Raw genomic sequence first — 17,110 nt, forward strand, 5'->3', positions numbered from 1 at the left:
CGGGTCCGCCACGGCGTCACTGATGGTCAGTGCGCGAGGGCGGCCTCCTGCGTTTCCTCGGGCGCGGATGCCGCTTCGGGCGCCGGCTCCGGCTCCGGCTCGGGCTCGGGGGGCAGGACCTTGGCGTACGCGCGGAGGGTCTCGGCGGCGATCCGTTCCCAGGCGTAGCGGGAGTGGGCGCGGTCGGCGGCGGCGATCGCGTACCCGTGCAGGGTGGTCTCCTCCGTGAGCAGCTTCCGGATCGTGCGGCCGATCACGACCGGACGGCCGGCGGGCACGTGCAGCCCGGTGATCCCGTCCAGGACGCTCTCGACGTTCCCGCCGGTCCGGGACGCGACCACGGGGACGCCGCAGGCCATGGCCTCCAGCGGGACCATGGGGGAGGGCTGGTGCGGGGACAGGCACAGCGCGAGCTTGGCGGTGCGCAGCAGCCGCGGCAGCGACTTGCGCGGCATCCGGCCCAGGAAGATCACGCGGTCGGCGACGTGCAGCTCCTTGGCCAGCAGCCGCAGCCGGTGGACGGTGCCGTCGTTCTCCAGCTCCTCGCGTGGCGGGCCGCCGGCCACGGCCAGCTCGGCATGGGGCACGTGGGCGAGCGCGCGGATCGCGGTGGCCACCCCACCGTCCTCCAGGTCCTTGCTGATGGTGACGAGACGGTGCCGGTCGCCGCGCGGCATCGCCGGGCCGACCTGCGAGAACTGCTCGCCGTCCACGCCGTAGGGCACGACGGTGATGTTCCGGCGGGGCACGCCCATCCGGACCAGCGTCCCGACCTCATCGTCGCAGGCGCTGATGACGGCGGCGGCCTCGCGCCCGATGGCCTTCTCCAGCCGGAGGCGGGCGGGGTGCGCGCGGCGGCCGGCGCGCTGCTCGGCGGCGCCGAGGCCGTGCGGGCTCTGCACGAACGGGATGTCCAGTTCCCGCGCGACCGCGCAGGCGGCGAGCCCGCCGATCCAGCCGTGGGCGTGCACGATGTCGGGGCGTCCGGCGCCCGACCAGCGTGCGCGCAGCTCTTCGGCGAAGTCGCGCACATGCCGCAGCAGCTCCGCCTCCGGCAGGGGACGGGCAGGGCCCGCGTCGAGCTGGTGCAGGACCGCGCCGGGCCCCAGCCTGCTGCGCCCGCGCGCCGCGTCGTCGTGGCGGCGCACGTACAGCGTGACCTGGTGGCCTTCGGCCTCGCCGGGCCTGGGCCCGGCGAGAGCCCTGGCGAGCTCTCGGGTGTGGATCGCCTGGACGTGCTCGCCCTCGACGTTGGAGGCGGATACCAGAGCGATGTGCAGGGAACGACGGGCCATACCAGAACCTCCGGGTTCAGCAAAGGAGAAACCTGGAGGTATCTGCGTCGTAGACACCTGCTCGATCTTTTGTGTTTCCGGCGGAGCGCCGCTGAAACACCCGTCTTCGGAAGTAGGCGCCCGACTGGGGGAAACCTGACCGCGCTGATACTTAGACTGACCCGCCATAAGCGGCGATGGAGGTGAGCTTGGAGGGGCGATATGTCCGCCAGGGTTGCGGTGAGGCGCCCGACCGGGTAAACGCCGCCGACCAGGCGGTCTGGTACGTCGCGTACGGGTCGAACCTCTGCGGCGAGCGATTCGCCTGCTACCTGTCGGGTGGCCGGCCGCGGGGCGGGCGGCGCGTCTACACCGGGTGCCGCGACACCCGTCCCGCCAGGGATGTGCGATCGGTCACCCTGCCGGGCGGCATCTACTTCGCCCTGGAGTCGCTGACGTGGGGCGGAGGCATGGCCTTCTACGATCCGGCCCTGCCAGGGCGCGCCGCCGCCCGCGCGTACCTGCTCAGCCGGGCGCAGTTTTGCGACGTGGTGTCCCAGGAGATGCGCAGGGAGGTGGGGGAGGACCTCGACCTGTCGCGGGTCCTGGCCACCGGACGCCAGGTGATCGGCCCCGGCCGGTACGAGACGCTGATCAAGGTGGGGGAGCACGGCGGGCACCCGATGCTCACGTTCACCTCCCCGGACGGCTCGGACGGCGCCGGCCTCAACGCGCCCTCCGCCCCGTACCTGACCATGGTCGGCAACGGCCTGCGCGAGGCGCACGGCTGGACCGCGGGACGCGCCGCCGGGTACCTCAGCACCTGTCCCGGGGCACGCGAGGCGTGGTCGGCATCGCGGATCGAGGCTCTTTTGCGGGGATGAGCCCCTGTCGCGGGGACGGGCGGTCCCTTAGATTCGGCTCATGAACGTGGGCGATGTGGTGGACGACTTCGAACTGCCGGACGAGACGGGAACCCCGCGCACGCTGAGCGGGCTCCTGGAAGAGGGGCCGGTGGTCCTGTTCTTCTACCCGGCCGCGATGACCAAGGGCTGCACCGCCGAGGCGTGCCACTTCCGCGACCTGGCCGGTGAGCTGGCCGAGGTGGGCGCGCGGCCGGTCGGGATCAGCGGGGACGAGGTCGGCAAGCAGAAGGAGTTCGCCGACACGCACCGGCTGGGCTTCCCGCTGCTGTCGGACCCGGAGGGAACGGTGCGGGAGCGCTTCGGGGTGAAGCGCGGCGTGGCGCTTGTGCCGACCAAGCGGCAGACGTTCGTCATCGACACCGACCGCCGGGTGCTGGCCGTGGTGAAGAGCGAGATCCGCATGAACGTCCACGCGGACCGCGCGCTGGAGGCGCTGCGCGCCCGCGCGACCGAGAAGGGCTAGGCGGGCGGCATCTCCGGCAGGATGATCGCCGAGGGGCGCCGGGGGTCGTGGAAGATCTCCTGGGCGGCGGGCAGCATCCGGGACGCGGTGCCGATCGGCTCGCCCGTCCCGGGGTTGCGGGCCACCCGCGGGTAGGCGCCGCTGCACACCTGCACGCGGATGCGGTGCCCCGCCTTGAACCGGTGCCCGGCGGGCCACAGCTCCAGCGCGACCTTCCGCACGCCGTCCCGGTCGGCCTCGGGCGTTCCCGGGACGAGGCGCCGCATGCCCTCGCACAGGTTGAGCGACTCGCCGTCCGGTGTCACGTCGCACAGGCGGACGACGAAGTCGGTGTGCTCGCGATCGGAGCGGATGAACAGCTCGGCGGCGACCGGCCCGATGATCTCCAGGTCCTCGGTCAGCTCGTCGGAGGTGTACGTCAGCACGTCGCGGCGCCGCTCCAGCCGCCGCTGGTCGGTCACCGGCTTGTTGTCGCCCATCAGCGTCGGCCCGCCCAGGAACGGCGTGGGGTGCTCCGGGTCGTACCGGTAGGCGTCGGGCTCGGACTCGGGGGCGCGGTCGTGGCCGAGCCCGCCGCCCGGCCGCAGGTGCCAGCGGCGCTCCCGCATGCCGGGCACCGGCCACTCGGGGAACTCCCGCCACTCTCCGCCCGCCGCGCCCGGCGCGCCCGTCACGTACAGCCGGACGGGCTGGTCGCGCAGGCCGCCGGGGTCGTCCAGGAGGTGGGCGCGGAACCAGGCCAGCGACTCGCCGATCGACCCGCGCATCATCCGCTGGTCGGCGTGCGTCCAGGGGCCGATGGTGAGGTAGGGCCTCCGACCGGCGGCGCGCAGCGCCGCGTAGTCCTTGAGCTGCCAGGGCAGGAAGATGTCGTACCAGCCGCCGGTCATGTTCACCGGCGCGGTGACCTTCGACACCGTCGGGCTGAAGTCGCGCTTGTCCCAGAACGGGGTGTCGGGGCCGTTGACCAGCAGGTCCTGGAAGAACCGCTGCTGCTCGCCGGTCGCCAGCACGTCCAGCTCGGCCGGCGGGCGGCCGGACAGCGCGGCGCGGCGGGCGCGGCGCGGGGACATGATCCCGGTGGTCAGGCCCGACAGCGGGTGCTTCATCCGGGCGGTGAGGTCCACCCAGATCAGCGTGGACTCCAGCGCGAACGTACCGCCCACGTTGATGGCGTCCCGGAACTGCGAGGCGGTGACCTGCATGGACAGCGCCCTGAGCTCGGGGCCCGCCTCGGCGGCCACCGCCCACTGCACGTAGCCCAGGTAGCTCGGGCCGTGCATCGCGAAGGTGCCGCCGAACCACGGCTGCTCCTTGAGCCAGGCGATGGTGGCCAGGCCGTCCTCGCGCTCGTCCAGGGCCTCGAAGACGCCGCCGGAGCCGAAGCCGCCGCGCACGCTCTGCACCACCGCCTGGAAGCCGTGCGAGGCGAAGGTCTGCCCGCACATCAGCCCGAACGGGCCGCGCCTTCCGTAGGGGGAGCGGACCAGCACGGTCGGCGGGCGGTCCACGTCCACGGGGGCGTATCGGTCCGCCAGCAGCGTGACGCCGTCGGCGGCCGGGACCTTCAGGTCGCGTTCGACCGACACGCGGTGGGGACCGTTGGGAAGCCCGAGCGCCGTGGTCCCCAGCCGGCGCAGGAGACTCAGACCCACCATTCGATCGATCGTAATCGGCGGAGCCGCGGGTCCGCGGACCGGCCCGCGAGGGACGGGTCACACTCGCGGCGCGGCCATGCCCGGGTGCCGGGCGGTGACGTCCGGGCGATAGCGGTCCCCGCTCGGTGCTCGTTCACTACGATCGGGCGAGATCGGGATGAGATCAGCAGAGCTGACATAAGCCGAGTACCTCACATGCACGTCATCTCCGGAAAGTTCCGGAAGGAGAGATTCACGGATGCCTGAGTCGCTGGACTGGGGCCGGGTCCTCACCGCCGCGATCGTGATCGTGGCGGCCCTGGTGGTCGCGTTCGTCCTGCGCACGCTGGTCGGCCGGCTGCACCGGCGCGCCGGTGACACCCGCGCCGCCTGGGACGACCTGGCCGCCCGGCTGGTCTACGACGTGGCGGTGCCGCTCGCGCTGGTCGGCGGCGTCTGGGTGGCCGCCAACGTGCTGTCCCTCAAGCCGCGGCCGCTGGAGATCACCGGGCGGGTGCTGACCGCGCTCACGGTCATCGTCATCTCCCTGGCCTGCGCCCGGCTGTTCGCGGGCATCGTCAGCCAGGTGGCCTCGGCCAAGCAGGGGATGGCGGCCAGCGTCACCATCTTCGCCAACATCACCCGGGTGGTGGTGCTGGGCATCGGCATCCTCATCATGCTGCAGAGCCTCGGCGTGGCGATCACGCCGCTGCTGGGCGCCCTGGGCGTCGGCGGCCTGGCGGTCGCGCTGGCCTTGCAGGACACCCTGGCCAACCTGTTCGCGGGCGTGCACGTGCTGGCGTCCAAGACCATCGAGCCCGGCGACTACATCAAGCTGAGCAGCGGCCAGGAGGGGTACGTCGTCGACATCAACTGGCGCAACACCTCGATCACGACGCTGTCCGGCAACGTCGAGGTGATCCCCAACCAGCGGTTCTCCGACACGATCCTGACCAACTACCACCGTCCCGCGCAGGACATGTCGCTGCTCATCCAGGGGCGCGTCGCCTACGACAGCGACCTGGAGCACGTGGAGAAGGTGCTGATCGAGACCGGCACCGAGATCATGAGCGAGGTCGAGGGGGCGGTGCGGGACGCCGAGACCCTGGTGCGCTTCCACACCTTCGCCGACTCGGGCATCGAGTTCACCGTGATCCTGCGGATCACCGAGTTCGGTGAGCAGTTCCGCATCAAGCACGAGTTCCTCAAGCGCCTGCACCGGCGCTTCCAAATGGAGAACATCGAGATCCCCTACCCCCACCTGCGGATGCTGCCGCCGTCGGCCCGCCACAACGGGCGCGCGCCCGACCTGACCAAGCTCGAAGGCTGACCCCGCGCCCTCAGGCGGACGGCGCGGCCTCCTCGAACCAGGACACGTACTCGGCGTGGCCGAGCATCCGGGCCGTCTCGTAGGGCGAGGGATGCCCGCACCTCGGGTCCGCCCCCGCGTCCAGCAGGGCCCGGACGACCTCGGGCTCGTTCGCGAAGACGGCGCCGGTGAGGGGGCACCGGCCGTCGTCGTTCTCGCGCCCGGGGTCGGCGCCGCGCGCCGCGAGCGCCCGCACGGTGCCCGCGTGCCCGTGGACGGCGGCCAGCATGAGCAGCGTGTCGCCCATCTCGTTGTTGAGGTTGACCGGGACGCCCGCGCCGACGTAGGTGACGAGCTGCTCGGTCCGCCCCCGCCTGGCCATCTCGAAGAGCGTGGCCGCGAACTGCTTGAGCTCCACGTCGGCGTCGCTGGTCAGCGGTGTCACGCCGTCTCGCGGAACGTCCGCCGAGGCGGCGTCGGCCAGCCGCCGCCCCAGCGTGTCGCCGCCGAAGCTCAGCCGCTTCTCCAGGGCGACCAGGGCGCCGTGGTCGGGCAGCGAGCTGAGCCGTACCACGTCCGCCAGGCTCTCCATGATCAGGATGCCGCGGCCGTGCTCGGGCTCGTGCTCGGAGACGATCTCGGTGGCGGCGGCGCGGGTGACGGTGATCGTGGCCGGGTCGAACCCCCGGCCATGGTCGATCACCTTGATCACGCAGCGCTCGTCCAGGATCAGCACGCGCACCGTGTAGGAGCCGGACGAGCCGGCGTGCTGGACCACGTTCCCGCATGCCTCGGTGAGCATCAGCCGGATGTCGCCGCGCGTGCGCTCCTCGACGCCGAGCACGTCCAGTGACGCGTCCAGGAGCCGGCGGATCGCCGGCACGCTGGCGGCGTCCCGTGGGAATCGAAGATCAATACTGATCTCCACATCGTCTCCGTAGCGCGGCTTGTCCACTTATGTCGGTGTCTGCCCCTTGTAGGGCGGTCAAATCGCCTCGCCAGGGTGAGATGCGACCCCGCTATTGAGTTGTGCGCAACTAAGTTGTACGCTACTTGACGTCCGATGAGCGAGCCAGAAGGGCGGCAGGAGATGTCGACGCACTACACGGCGGTCGCGACGGCCAACGGCAGGGACGGGCGGGCGGTCAGCTCCGACGGCCGGATCGACGTGAACCTGGCGGTGCCGCGCGAGATGGGCGGCACCGGCGAGGGCACCAACCCCGAGCAGTTGTTCGCCGCCGGCTACGCGGCCTGTTTCGCCAGCGCCCTGGGCGCCGTGGCACGCGCGGGCAAGCACGACGTCAAGGACGTGTCGGTCACCGCCGAGGTCGGCATCGGCGGCGACCTGGAATCCGGCTTCGGCCTCAGCGTCGTGCTGCGCATCGAACTGCCCGACGCCCTGTTCGGCGACCTCGGACGCGACCTGGTCGAACAGGCCCACAAGGTGTGCCCGTACTCCAACGCCACCCGAGGCAACATCCCCGTCGAACTAGTCCTTGAGTAGCTGAGCGCGGGCCGCCCCCCACAACTCAGCCACCCTGCTCAGCCACGAACGGTCGGCCGAGCGTTGCGATCGCGTCCGAAGGCAGGTTCCGAGCTTGCGAGGAACCTGATCGCGTAGCGAGCCGCCAAGGCGAGTCGGAGCGATGCAGCGATCGCCGCAAGCGAGACAAGCGACGAGCCGCCAGGCGAGGAGCGCAGCTCTTGCTTGCAATAGGCAGGTCAGTCCAAGCTGTGGCCGTCCAGGAGGGCTTGGAGGCGGGTGCGGACGTCGTCGTCCGGCTCGCGGGTCAGGGCGGTGGCGACCGCCTCCCGGATCTCGGCGGGCCAGGCGTCGCGGCCCCATCCGTCCAGCGCGCGGATGGCCATGTTGCGGTTGCGGACGACCGGGCTCGCCAGCCCGGCCAGCACCAGCGGTACGCCGCGTCCCGGCCACTTGCCCAGCTCGGGCAGGAGGAAGTCGAGGCAGGTGTGCGGTACCCACGCGGTTCCCAGGCCCGTCTCGGTGCCCGGACCGGTGGCGATGTCGGCCAGCGGGAGCAGCTCGCAGGCCAGCGCGACCACCTCGTCGATCTCGTCGGGACCGGCGTGCCGCGCGGCGTCGAACCAGGCGTGGGAGTCGAGCGGGTCCACGGTGCGCAGCCGGTTCAGCAGCGCCGGAAGCGTGGGGACGCCGAGGATTCCGCACACCCAGTTCGCCCGGGAGAACGTGGCGGAGTCGGTCGAGGCGAGTTCCCGCCGGGCGAGGTCGGCCCATAGCGGGCGGTCCAGGATTTCGGCGCAGCGCGGGGTCAGGTGGGGCCATTCCGACTCGGCGTAGGCGCGCAGCTCGTGAACGGTCAGGAAATGGCGCAGCTCCCTTGCGCGCGTCGACATATGCCCGAGGAAAAGGGTGGTGGCGCGCTCGCCTTCGGCATAGGCGGGCATTCCCTGCATCGGGCCGTCCTTCTGGGCGAGCGCGGTGAGAATGTCGCACGCGGCGTCCAGCAGGTCGTCGTCGGGGTCACCGGCGAGCGCGTCGGCGAGCCCGCCGGTTTCGGCGGCGATTCCGGCGAGATAGGCGTCCAACACCTCGTTGCGGAAGCCTTCGCGGAGAATCCAGTTCCGCAGCCGCGGGTCGGCGGTGCCGGCCAGCCTTTCCACGACGTGGACGCGGCCCCAGCCCCGCACGTTGCGGGCCAGTTCCCAGAGGTCGGCCTCGGCGCCGTCGCCCTCGCGGTTCTCCAGCGCGACCGCGGCGAACAGCGTGAACTCGTCGTGGCGTCCCAGCGTCATCAGCTCGTCGCGGTGGTGGCCCGCGTCGAACAGCCCGAGCAGGGCCATGCCGAGCTTCACCGGCTCGCGGTGCCGCCCCTCGGTCGCGAGTGTGAAGGCGACGTCGTAGCAGTCCCCGGGGTCGATCCCGGACGAGCGCGCCGCCGCGAGCACGTCGTCGACCAGCGAGATGACCTGGACCTCGCGCGCCGTCTCGTACAGCGTGTCGAAGGCGGCGGAGTCCCTGTCGCCGTGGCGGGCGACGGCCTCGGTCAGGGCCGCGGTCAGGCGTTCCACCTTGACGGGGTCGGCCCGGCCGCCCCAGTGGTGGGTGAGGACGCCGTCCTGCGCGCCCGGAGCCCAGATGTTCTCATCCGTCTCGTCCGGAAGCCGCTCGCCCCCGTCGGTGAGACCGGGCCCTTCGGCCGGTAGGTGCGCCCGCACATGCTCGAAAAGAGAAGGCCCGAGGGAGGGGGACGCGTGTCGGCGCCTGAGAATCATCCGGACACTGTAGAACGGGCCTTTTGGGAGCCGCATTCTATTTCGGGACGGTTCCGGTCTCGTTCAGGGCGGTGTCCACGGGGACGTCGGCGCGCGCCGGGACGCGGCCGCGGCTGTTGGAGAACGACAGCAGCGTGGCGATGAGCGAGGCGGCGAGAAGGAGGGTGAACGCCCGCTGGTAACCGTCCACCAGGTCTCCGAGGGAGCCGCGCGCCAGCCCGGTCACCGCGCCCTCGTACAGCAGGTGGCGCTCGGCGCGGGCGAGGGCGGACGTGGCCAGGGCGAGGCACAGCGCGGTGCTCAGCACGTTGCCCACGTTCTGGACGGTCATCCGCAGGCCGTTGACGACGCCGAGGCGTTCGGCCGGGACGCCCGCGAGGATCGCGGCGGTGTTGCCCGTGGCGAACAACGCGCTGCCGATCGAGACCAGCACCATGCACAGCGCGACCGTCCAGTACGGGGTGTCGCCGTCCAGCATCGGCAGTGTCAGCGCCAGCCCGGTGGAGGTGATCGCCGAGCCGGCGACGGCGAGGGCGCGGGCGCGGATCCGGCGGCCGAGGAAGCCTCCGGCGGGGGACGCCACCATGGACGCCAGCGGCCCCGGCAGCACCGCGAGCCCGGCCTGCGCCGGGGTCAGCCCCGCGATCGCCTGGAGGAACAGGGCGAGCAGCAGGATGGTGCCGAACCGGGCGAGGGTGTTGAACAGGGCCGCGACCGTGCCCAGCGTGAAGCCGCGGTCGCCGAAGAGCGAGAGGTCCACCAGCGGGTACCGGAACCGCAGTTGGCGCAGGGCGAACACCGGCAGCACCAGTGCGCACACGACGGCGCCCGCGATGGTCACCGGGCCGCCCCAGCCCCGCGACCCGGCCTCCGACAGCGCCACGACCAGCGCGCCCAGCCAGCCGATCAGCAGCACCGCGCCCGTCACGTCGATCGGCTCGCGCCGGCCGCGCGGCACCCGGGGGAGCGACACCAGCCCCCAGACCAGCGCCAGCACGCCGAGCGGGACGTTGAACCAGAACACCCACCGCCAGCCCGCGGCCTCGGCCAGGTATCCGCCGATGGACGGGCCCAGCAGCGGCGCCGCGCCCAGAACGCCCAGGTAGACCCCCAGGCCCTGGCTGAGCCGCGCCGGCCCGAACGCCCACGCGATGATCGCCGTCCCGTTGGCCAGCAGCACCGCGCCGCCGACACCTTGCAGCACCCGCATCGCGATCAGGACCTCGATGCCGGGTGCCATTCCCGCGCCCAGGCTGGCCAGCGTGAACACGGCCATGCCCGCCAGGTAGGTGCCCCGCCGCCCGAACACGTCCGCGAGCCGCCCGAACACCATGAGCAGGCAGGTCTGCGTCAGCGCGAAGGCCAGCAGCACCCAGCTCGCCGCCGCGGCGCCCGCCTCGAACCGCCGGACGATCACGGGCAGCGCGATGTTCAGGGTGTTCATGTTGACGACCAGGACGGTGGTGCCCAGGCACACGGCCGACAGCACCCGCCATGGGTTGCGCACTGGTGAAGTGGTGGGAGCCGTGCTGTGGGTGCTTTGGGTGCCGCCGCCTCGCCTGGCCCCGCGCACCCGCCGTCCCTCCGTCCGGAGTGTTACTCCTGTCCGGATTCCTATCATGCGTGCCGGATCGGGACCGCGGAGGGGACGAACCGGTCAGCCGGCGCCGACCCCCGCGTTCTGCGCCTTGATGACCTTGCGGACGGCGGGGGCGGCGGGCCCGGAGCGCGCGGTCAGCTCCTGGATGCGCCGCTTGTGACGCCGCCGGTCCGAGCTGGGCAGCACGGTCTTCAGCTCGCCCGCCGCGGCCAGCGCGACCGCCGCCGCGTCGTAGCTGTTGACGTGCGCGACGGGAAGGCCGCGCAGCGCCGAGGACGCCCCGCCCCACAGCGTCTTGACCACGCGCGGGTCGCGCACGGTGATCTCCTCGGACGGGAACAGGCCGAGCATGCGGCGTTGCCGCACCCTGATGTACCCGGCCGCGGCCAGCTCGTCGCGGACGGTCCGCACCATGGCCTTGCTGTCCTTGCGCACCCAGTACTGCCAGGAGCGGGGACGGGACGCCGCGATCTGCGCGACCAGGCCGTAGGGGTCCTCGCCGGGGGTGTCGGGCCGGGGCCTGCGGCGCTCCTCGGTGAGCCGCCCGTCCAGGAAGAGCTCGGTGAGGGCGGCGGCGCGCAGCACGTACCCGAGCCTGGCGCCGGACACCACCAGCCGGTGCTTCTTCAGGTCGTAGGCCAGCAGGTACATCCTGGCGGGCAGGGAGTCGGGTAGCTCGACCATGGCTCAATCCTCGCTCGTGGCGCGTCCCTCGGAGGGGGGTGTGTGGGGAACGTCTCCGTCGCCGTGCTCCGGGGCGCTCTTGGGCGGACGGCCGGGACGGCGCATCCGCCCGGCGGCGCGAGGCATCCGCCCCGCGTCCGCCAGCGCCTTACGCAGCAGGAACTCGATCTGGGCGTTGGTGCTGCGCAGCTCGTCCCCCGCCCACCGGGCCAGCGCGTCGTGGACGGCGGGGTCGAGCCGCAGCAGGATCTTCTTTCGCTCGGCGGCCACGGTTCACTGGTAGAGGGATCCGGTGTTGACCACCGGCTGGGCGTCCCGGTCGGCGCACAGGACCACCAGCAGATTGCTGACCATGGCCGCCTTGCGCTCCTCGTCGAGTTCGACCACGTCCTCCTCGTCCAGCCGTTCCAGGGCGAGCTGCACCATGCCGACGGCGCCCTCGACGATGCGCTGGCGGGCCGCCACCACCGCGCCGGCCTGCTGGCGGCGCAGCATCGCCTGCGCGATCTCCGGCGCGTACGCCAGCCTGGTGATCCGGGACTCGATGATCGTCACTCCGGCGGAGGCGACGCGCTGCGCCAGCTCCTGCGACAGCTTGGCGGTGATCTCGTCGGCGTTGTCGCGCAGCGACAGCCGCTCGTGCGAGTCGTAGGGGAAGCTGCCGGCGATGTGCCGGACGGCCGCCTCGGTCTGGAACGCCACGAACTCCACGAAGTCGTCCACGGCGAACACCGCGCGCGCGGTGTCCTTGACCTGCCACACCACCACGGCGGAGATCTCGATGGGGTTGCCGTCCAGGTCGTTGACCTTGGCCAGGCCCGTCTCGTGGTTGCGGATCCTGGTGGAGATCCGCTGCCGCTGGGTGATCGGGTTGACCCAGCGCAGCCCGTCGTTGCGCACGGTGCCGACGTAGCGGCCGAGCAGTTGCAGGACGCGGGACTCGTTGGGCGCGACCGCGGTGAGCCCCGCGGCGACCACCAGCCCGCTCAGGACCAGCAGGACGCCCAGGACGATCCCGACCGCGACGCCGGCGGTCCCGCCGGAGGCGGGGCCGAGGACGAGGGCCAGCACGCCGATCAGGATCAGCAGCAGGGCCAGGCCGAGCATGGGCCAGCCGTTGGCGTCCTTGGCCGGCCGCTCGGTGATCGCGGGACTGGGCATGTCGGGCACGCCGGCGGCGGTGGGGGGTTCGGTCATGGGGTCCTCCTCGCGCATGGCACCAAGCTAGCAATGTGATATCACTTTTTCAAGACGGTGCCCGCCGGGGATCCCGCGACCGCCTCCTCGGCCTCGTCGCCGGTCTCGATCATCTTCGGGACGTCCCGCAGCGCGACCAGGGCGAACACGGCGACGGCCGCGGCGAGCCCCGCGCTGCACGCCAGCGCGGCGTGCATGCCGTTCATGAAGGCGTCCCGCGCCGCGCCGGCCACCGGACCCGCCAGCCGCGCGGGCAGCACGGCGGCGGCGCCGATCGCCCCGCTCAACGAGTCACCGGCGGCGTGCGCGGCGCCCGCGGGCAGCCCCTCGGGCAGGGCGACGGTGCCGCGGTAGACGGCGTTCAGGACGCTGCCCAGCACCGCGAGCCCCAGCGCGCCGCCCAGTTCGGTGCCGGTCTCGGACGTCGCGGACGCCGCGCCGGACCGTTCCTTCGGCACGGTCGCCAGGATGGTGTCGCCGGTGATGGTCAGCGCCATCCCCATCCCCACGCCCGACATGAGGAAGAGCGGCACCAGCACGCCCCAATAGGAGGTGTCCTGCCCGATGCCCACGCACAGCGCGTACGCGGTCGCGGCGATCACCAGCCCGGCCGCCACCACGCGCGCGCGGCCCAGCAGTCCGATCAGCGGCGGGGCCAGCGCCGCGCCGCCCGCCATCGCGCCCACCGCGCCGGGCAGGCCCGCGAGCCCGGCCCGCAGCGGCGACCACTCCAGCACCTGCTGGAAGTACAGGGAGAAGATCAGCGACTGGGCGACCAGCGCGAACATCGCGAACATGCCGGTGAGCACCGAGCCGGTGAACGCGATCCGCCGGAACAGCCCCAGGTCCAGCAGCGGCTCGTCCAGCCGGGACTGCCGCCACGCGAACGCGGCGAGCGCGACCAGCCCGCCCGCGGCCGGGGCGAGCACCCCGGTGCCGGGGTCGCCGCCCGCCGCCGCCTCCTTGATCGCGTACACCAGCCCCAGCGTGCCCGCGACCGACAGCGGCACGCTCACCAGGTCGAGCCGTCCGGGACGGCCGCTCCGGGACGACTCGGGCAGCACGAACGGCCCGGCCACCAGGACCACCAGCATCACCGGCACGTTGATGAGGAACACCGAACCCCACCAGAAGTGGTTGAGCAGGGCGCCCCCGGCGACCGGGCCGAGCCCGACCGCCAGCCCCCCGATCCCCATGAACGCGCCGATCGCCATGGTGCGTTCCTTCGAGTCGGTGAAGGCCCGGCGGATCAGCGACAGGCCCGAGGGCATCAGCGTCGCCCCCGCCACGCCCAGCAGGAACCGGGCCGCGATCAGGATCTCGGCGGTGCCCGCGTACGCGGTGAGGGCGGAGGTCGCGCCGAACAGCGCGGTGCCGATCAGCAGCAGCCGCCGGTGCCCGATCCGGTCGCCGATACCGCCCATCGTGATCAGCAGCCCGGCGAGCGCGAACCCGTAGGCGTCGGCGATCCACAGGATCTGCCCGGCGGACGGGTTCAGGTCGGCCGTCAGATGCGGGATGGCCAGGTTCAGCGCGGTGAGATCGACGTTCGGCACCAGCGCGAGCAGCGCGCAGATCACGAACGTGCCCCATTTGCGGGTGTTGCCGAAGGTGCGAGAGGTCGTGTTCATGCCGTCGACGGTCGCGGGCGCCGCTCACCGTCCACGCACCGTCCGCTGACGGCCTCGCATCACACGGTCAGCGGGGTCACATGGTCAGCGCCTCCGCCAGGGCCCGGTCGGCGGGCAGGGCGGCGCCGCGGGCGCGCGCCGCCTCGTACGCCTCCTCCCCGAGCCGGCGGCGCGCCCCCGCCTCCACCCGGGCCAGGTCGCGGGGGAGGAGGTCGCCGCGCAGGGCGGTCGCCGACCCGATCAGGAACGCGGCCCGCTCGCCGTCGCCCTCCAGCAGCGCGACATCGGCGAGCGCCACCAGCGCTTCGGGCCGGTTGGTGAAGACCGGGTGGTCCACCGTCATCTCCAGCGCCTGCCGCAGCCTGGAACGCGCCTCGTCCGCGTCCCCCCGTGCCAGGGCGACCCAGGCCAGCCCGACGTGGGCGCCCGCGCGGATGGCGGAGGCGATGAACCGTTCCGAGTACGCGTCCAGCACCTGCTCATACCGCCGCCGTGCCTCCGGCATGTCGCCCCGCAGCCGGGCCACCTCCCCGAGCCCGTGGAAGGCCGCGGCCACCTTGTCACCCGCCCCCGCGCGGCGCGCCAGCCCGGCGGCCCGGTCGAAGTCGGCGAACGCGGCGTCCAGCTCGCCGGCCTGGAGGTGCACCCAGGCGCGGCGGTTCAGCAGATCGGAGTGCTCCTCCAGGGCGCCCAGCTCGCCGACCAGCTCCAGCGCCTCGCTGAGCAGCGCCATGGCCCGTTCCCGGTCGCCGCGCCCCGCCGCGAGCTGCGCCAAGGGGTCCAGGGTGTTCGCCACGCCCCACCGGTCGCCGAGCGCCCGGAACCCCTCCAGCGCCCGCTCCGCGCAGCGTTCCGCCTCCGCCATGTCACCGCTGAACTGGGCCATGAACCCGTCGCTCATGTCGAGCAGCGCCCGCGACCAGGCGTCGCGGCCCACCTGCGCGTCGACCGCCTCCGCGACCGAGCGCTCCGGACCCGCCGTCAGCGCCCACAGCACGATCACCGCCGGGTACTCCAGCTGCCTGCGCGTCGCCGCCATCTTCTCGGTGGCCAGGTCGAGCGCGGCCGACGCCTCAGGGCCCGTCGCCCCGGCGGACAGCGCGTTCGTGACGCACAGGACGTACTCCTCGTCGCAGCCCTCCGGCGGATCCAGGCCGACCGCGTCCAGCAGCGCGATCGACAGCGGCCCCGCCTCGACCCGTCCCCGCAGCCACCAGTACCAGGCCAGCGCCGCCGCCAGCCGCAGGGCGGTCACCAGATCCCCGGACCGGATGCACCGGCGTAGCGCGGCGTGCGGCTCGGCGTGCTCGCCGGTCAGCCGCGCCAGCCACTCCATCTGGCCCGGCCCGCGCAGGTGCGCGTCGGCACGGCGGGCCAGGTCCAGGTAGTACGCGGCGTGGGCGGCGGTGATCCGGCCAGCCTCCCCGGCCTCCTCCAGCCGTTCGGCGCAGAACGCGCGCACCGTGCCCAGCATCCGGTACCGGGTGCCGTCGGCTTGCAGCAGCGACTTCTCCACCAGCCCGGACAGCAGGTCGTCGGTGCCGTCGCCCGTCCCGCACACGTGCTCGGCCGCGTCCAGCGTCGCGCCGCCCGCGAACACCGAGAGGCGCCGCGCCAGCGTCCGCTCGTCCTCGCCGAGAAGATCCCAGCTCCACTCGACCACCGCCCGCAGCGTCCGGTGCCTCCGCGGCGCCGACCGGTCACCGCGCGACAGGAGCCGGAACCGGTCGTCCAGGCGCCGCGCCACCTCCTCCACCGGCAGCGAGCGCAGCCGCGCCGCCGCCAGCTCGATCGCCAGCGGCAGCCCGTCCAGGGCCGAGCAGATCCGCGCCACCTCGCCCACGTTGCCGGACGTGATCTCGAAGCCCGGACTCACCGCCGCCGCCCGATCCCTGAACAGCCGGATCGCGGCGTACCCCGCGGCCTCCACGGCCCCGGCGCCCTCCGGCGGCAGCTCCAGCGGCGGCACCGGCCGCAGCGCCTCCCCGGTGATCCCGAGCGCCTCCCGCCCGGTGGCCAGGACCCGCAACCCCGGCAGCGCCCCGAGGAGCCGGTGCGCCAGCCGCGCCGCGGCCTCCACCACGTGCTCGCAGTTGTCCAGCACCAGCAGCGTCCGCCGCCCGTCCAGCGCCATGACCAGCCGGTCCACCGGATCGGCCTGCGGCGCGCCGGGCGGCAGGGCGCTCTCCCTCAGCCCCAGCGCTCCCAGCACGGCCCGCGGCACCTCGGCGTCCTCGCCCACCTGCGCCAGGTCCACGAAACACACGTCGCCGTCCGCCCGTTCCGCGGCCTCCAGCGCCAGCCGCGTCTTGCCCGCACCGCCCGGCCCGAGCAGCGTGACCAGGCGTCCCTCGGCCAGCATCTTCCCGACCCTGGCCAGCTCCTCGTCCCGCCCGACGAAGCTGGTCAGCGGCACGGGCAGCCGCCTCCGCTCCGCCGCCCCCGCCTCACCGCGCAGGATCGCCAGATGGATCTCCGCCAGCTCGGGCGACGGGTCGGCCCCCAGCTCCTCGGCCAGCAGCCTGCGCCCCTCCTCGTACACCGCCAGCGCCTCGCCCTGCCGCCCGCTCGCGTACAGGGCCCGCATCAGCAACCCCCGCGCCCGCTCCCTCAACGGACGCGCCGCGACCAGCCCCCGCAGCTCGTCGATCGCCTTGGCGTGATCGCCCGCGCCGATCTCCTCCTCGGCGCAGTCCTCGACGGCCGAGTCCCTCAGCTCCTCCAGCCGCACCACCTGCGCCGCCGCGAACGGCGCCCGCACATCGGCCAGCGCGGGCCCGCGCCACAGCTCCAGCGCCTCCCGCCCCCGTCCCTCCCGGACGAGCCGCTCGAACCGGTGAACGTCCACGTCCTCCCGCGACACGTTCAGCCGGTAACCCGCGGGAAGCCCCTCCACCAGCGCCGGGTCACCCAGCCCCCGCCGCAGCCTCGACACCTGGGACTGCAACGCGTTCGCGGCCCCGGCGGGCGGCTCCTCCCCGTACAGCCCGTCGATCAGCCGTTCCGTACTGACAACCCGTCCGGCGTCCAGAAGCAGCATCGCCAGCAGCGCCCGCACCCGAGGCCCGCCCACCGACACGCCCCGCCCCCCGACCCGCACCTCAAGGGTCGTGGCGCAGAACGGCAGGTCCTGC

General features: G+C 73.1%; 14 protein-coding genes. 4 read left to right on the forward strand and 10 right to left on the reverse strand.

Annotated features, from left to right (window positions below; all coding sequences use genetic code 11):
• Positions 1–26 precede the first annotated feature (26 nt).
• Entirely contained in the window at positions 27–1,295 is a 1,269-nt protein-coding gene (locus ACGWYJ_RS07855) for a glycosyltransferase (RefSeq protein ID WP_395104997.1), read from the reverse strand.
• Positions 1,296–1,483: 188 nt separating this feature from the next.
• Between ACGWYJ_RS07855 and ACGWYJ_RS07860 the strand changes: the two genes are divergently transcribed.
• Positions 1,484–2,158 (forward strand): histone deacetylase, encoded by a 675-nt coding sequence (locus ACGWYJ_RS07860; protein WP_395104998.1) that lies wholly within the window; start codon positions 1,484–1,486, stop codon positions 2,156–2,158.
• A 40-nt stretch (positions 2,159–2,198) separates the two neighbouring features.
• Positions 2,199–2,663: a peroxiredoxin gene (locus ACGWYJ_RS07865; protein WP_395104999.1), complete on the forward strand. Its 465-nt coding sequence runs from the start codon at positions 2,199–2,201 to the stop codon at positions 2,661–2,663.
• On the opposite strand, the gene ACGWYJ_RS07870 is transcribed toward ACGWYJ_RS07865, so the two are convergent.
• On the reverse strand, positions 2,660–4,321 hold the full coding sequence (locus ACGWYJ_RS07870) for a CocE/NonD family hydrolase (protein ID WP_395105000.1): 1,662 nt from the start codon (positions 4,319–4,321) through the stop codon (positions 2,660–2,662). The two genes, ACGWYJ_RS07865 and ACGWYJ_RS07870, sit on opposite strands and share 4 nt — an antisense overlap.
• A 238-nt stretch (positions 4,322–4,559) precedes the next feature.
• Between ACGWYJ_RS07870 and ACGWYJ_RS07875 the strand changes: the two genes are divergently transcribed.
• Positions 4,560–5,630 carry a mechanosensitive ion channel family protein gene (locus ACGWYJ_RS07875; RefSeq protein WP_395105001.1) on the forward strand — a complete coding sequence of 357 codons (1,071 nt, stop codon included), beginning with the start codon at positions 4,560–4,562 and terminating at the stop codon, positions 5,628–5,630.
• A 10-nt stretch (positions 5,631–5,640) separates the two neighbouring features.
• Here the strand turns inward: ACGWYJ_RS07875 and ACGWYJ_RS07880 are convergent, their stop codons facing one another.
• On the reverse strand, positions 5,641–6,564 hold the full coding sequence (locus tag ACGWYJ_RS07880; protein WP_395105002.1) for an ATP-binding protein: 924 nt from the start codon (positions 6,562–6,564) through the stop codon (positions 5,641–5,643).
• 135 nt (positions 6,565–6,699) lie between these two features.
• Between ACGWYJ_RS07880 and ACGWYJ_RS07885 the strand changes: the two genes are divergently transcribed.
• Positions 6,700–7,113 (forward strand): organic hydroperoxide resistance protein, encoded by a 414-nt coding sequence (locus tag ACGWYJ_RS07885; protein WP_395105014.1) that lies wholly within the window; start codon positions 6,700–6,702, stop codon positions 7,111–7,113.
• A 218-nt stretch (positions 7,114–7,331) separates the two neighbouring features.
• Here ACGWYJ_RS07885 and ACGWYJ_RS07890 read toward each other — a convergent pair whose 3' ends face one another.
• The 7 genes from ACGWYJ_RS07890 to ACGWYJ_RS07920 all read right to left on the reverse strand — a co-directional run.
• Positions 7,332–8,864 (reverse strand): hypothetical protein, encoded by a 1,533-nt coding sequence (locus ACGWYJ_RS07890; protein ID WP_395105003.1) that lies wholly within the window; start codon positions 8,862–8,864, stop codon positions 7,332–7,334.
• A gap of 37 nt (positions 8,865–8,901) precedes the next feature.
• Entirely contained in the window at positions 8,902–10,371 is a 1,470-nt protein-coding gene (locus ACGWYJ_RS07895; protein ID WP_395105004.1) for a DHA2 family efflux MFS transporter permease subunit, read from the reverse strand.
• Between the two features lie 150 nt (positions 10,372–10,521).
• Positions 10,522–11,148, reverse strand: coding sequence for a GPP34 family phosphoprotein (locus tag ACGWYJ_RS07900; RefSeq protein ID WP_395105005.1), 627 nt, complete (start codon positions 11,146–11,148; stop codon positions 10,522–10,524).
• Positions 11,149–11,151: 3 nt separating this feature from the next.
• Positions 11,152–11,418 (reverse strand): hypothetical protein, encoded by a 267-nt coding sequence (locus ACGWYJ_RS07905; RefSeq protein WP_395105006.1) that lies wholly within the window; start codon positions 11,416–11,418, stop codon positions 11,152–11,154.
• A 3-nt stretch (positions 11,419–11,421) separates the two neighbouring features.
• On the reverse strand, positions 11,422–12,345 hold the full coding sequence (locus tag ACGWYJ_RS07910) for an SPFH domain-containing protein (RefSeq protein WP_395105007.1): 924 nt from the start codon (positions 12,343–12,345) through the stop codon (positions 11,422–11,424).
• Between the two features lie 41 nt (positions 12,346–12,386).
• A complete protein-coding gene (locus ACGWYJ_RS07915; protein WP_395105008.1) occupies positions 12,387–13,976 on the reverse strand; it encodes an MFS transporter in 1,590 nt (529 codons plus the stop codon).
• 76 nt (positions 13,977–14,052) lie between these two features.
• Positions 14,053–17,110 (reverse strand): BTAD domain-containing putative transcriptional regulator (locus tag ACGWYJ_RS07920; RefSeq protein ID WP_395105009.1); only part of this gene is annotated, 3,058 nt, incomplete at its 5' end.

Origin of the sequence: Actinomadura sp. SCN-SB, assembly GCF_043906805.1 — a bacterium.
Lineage (GTDB): Bacteria > Actinomycetota > Actinomycetes > Streptosporangiales > Streptosporangiaceae > Spirillospora.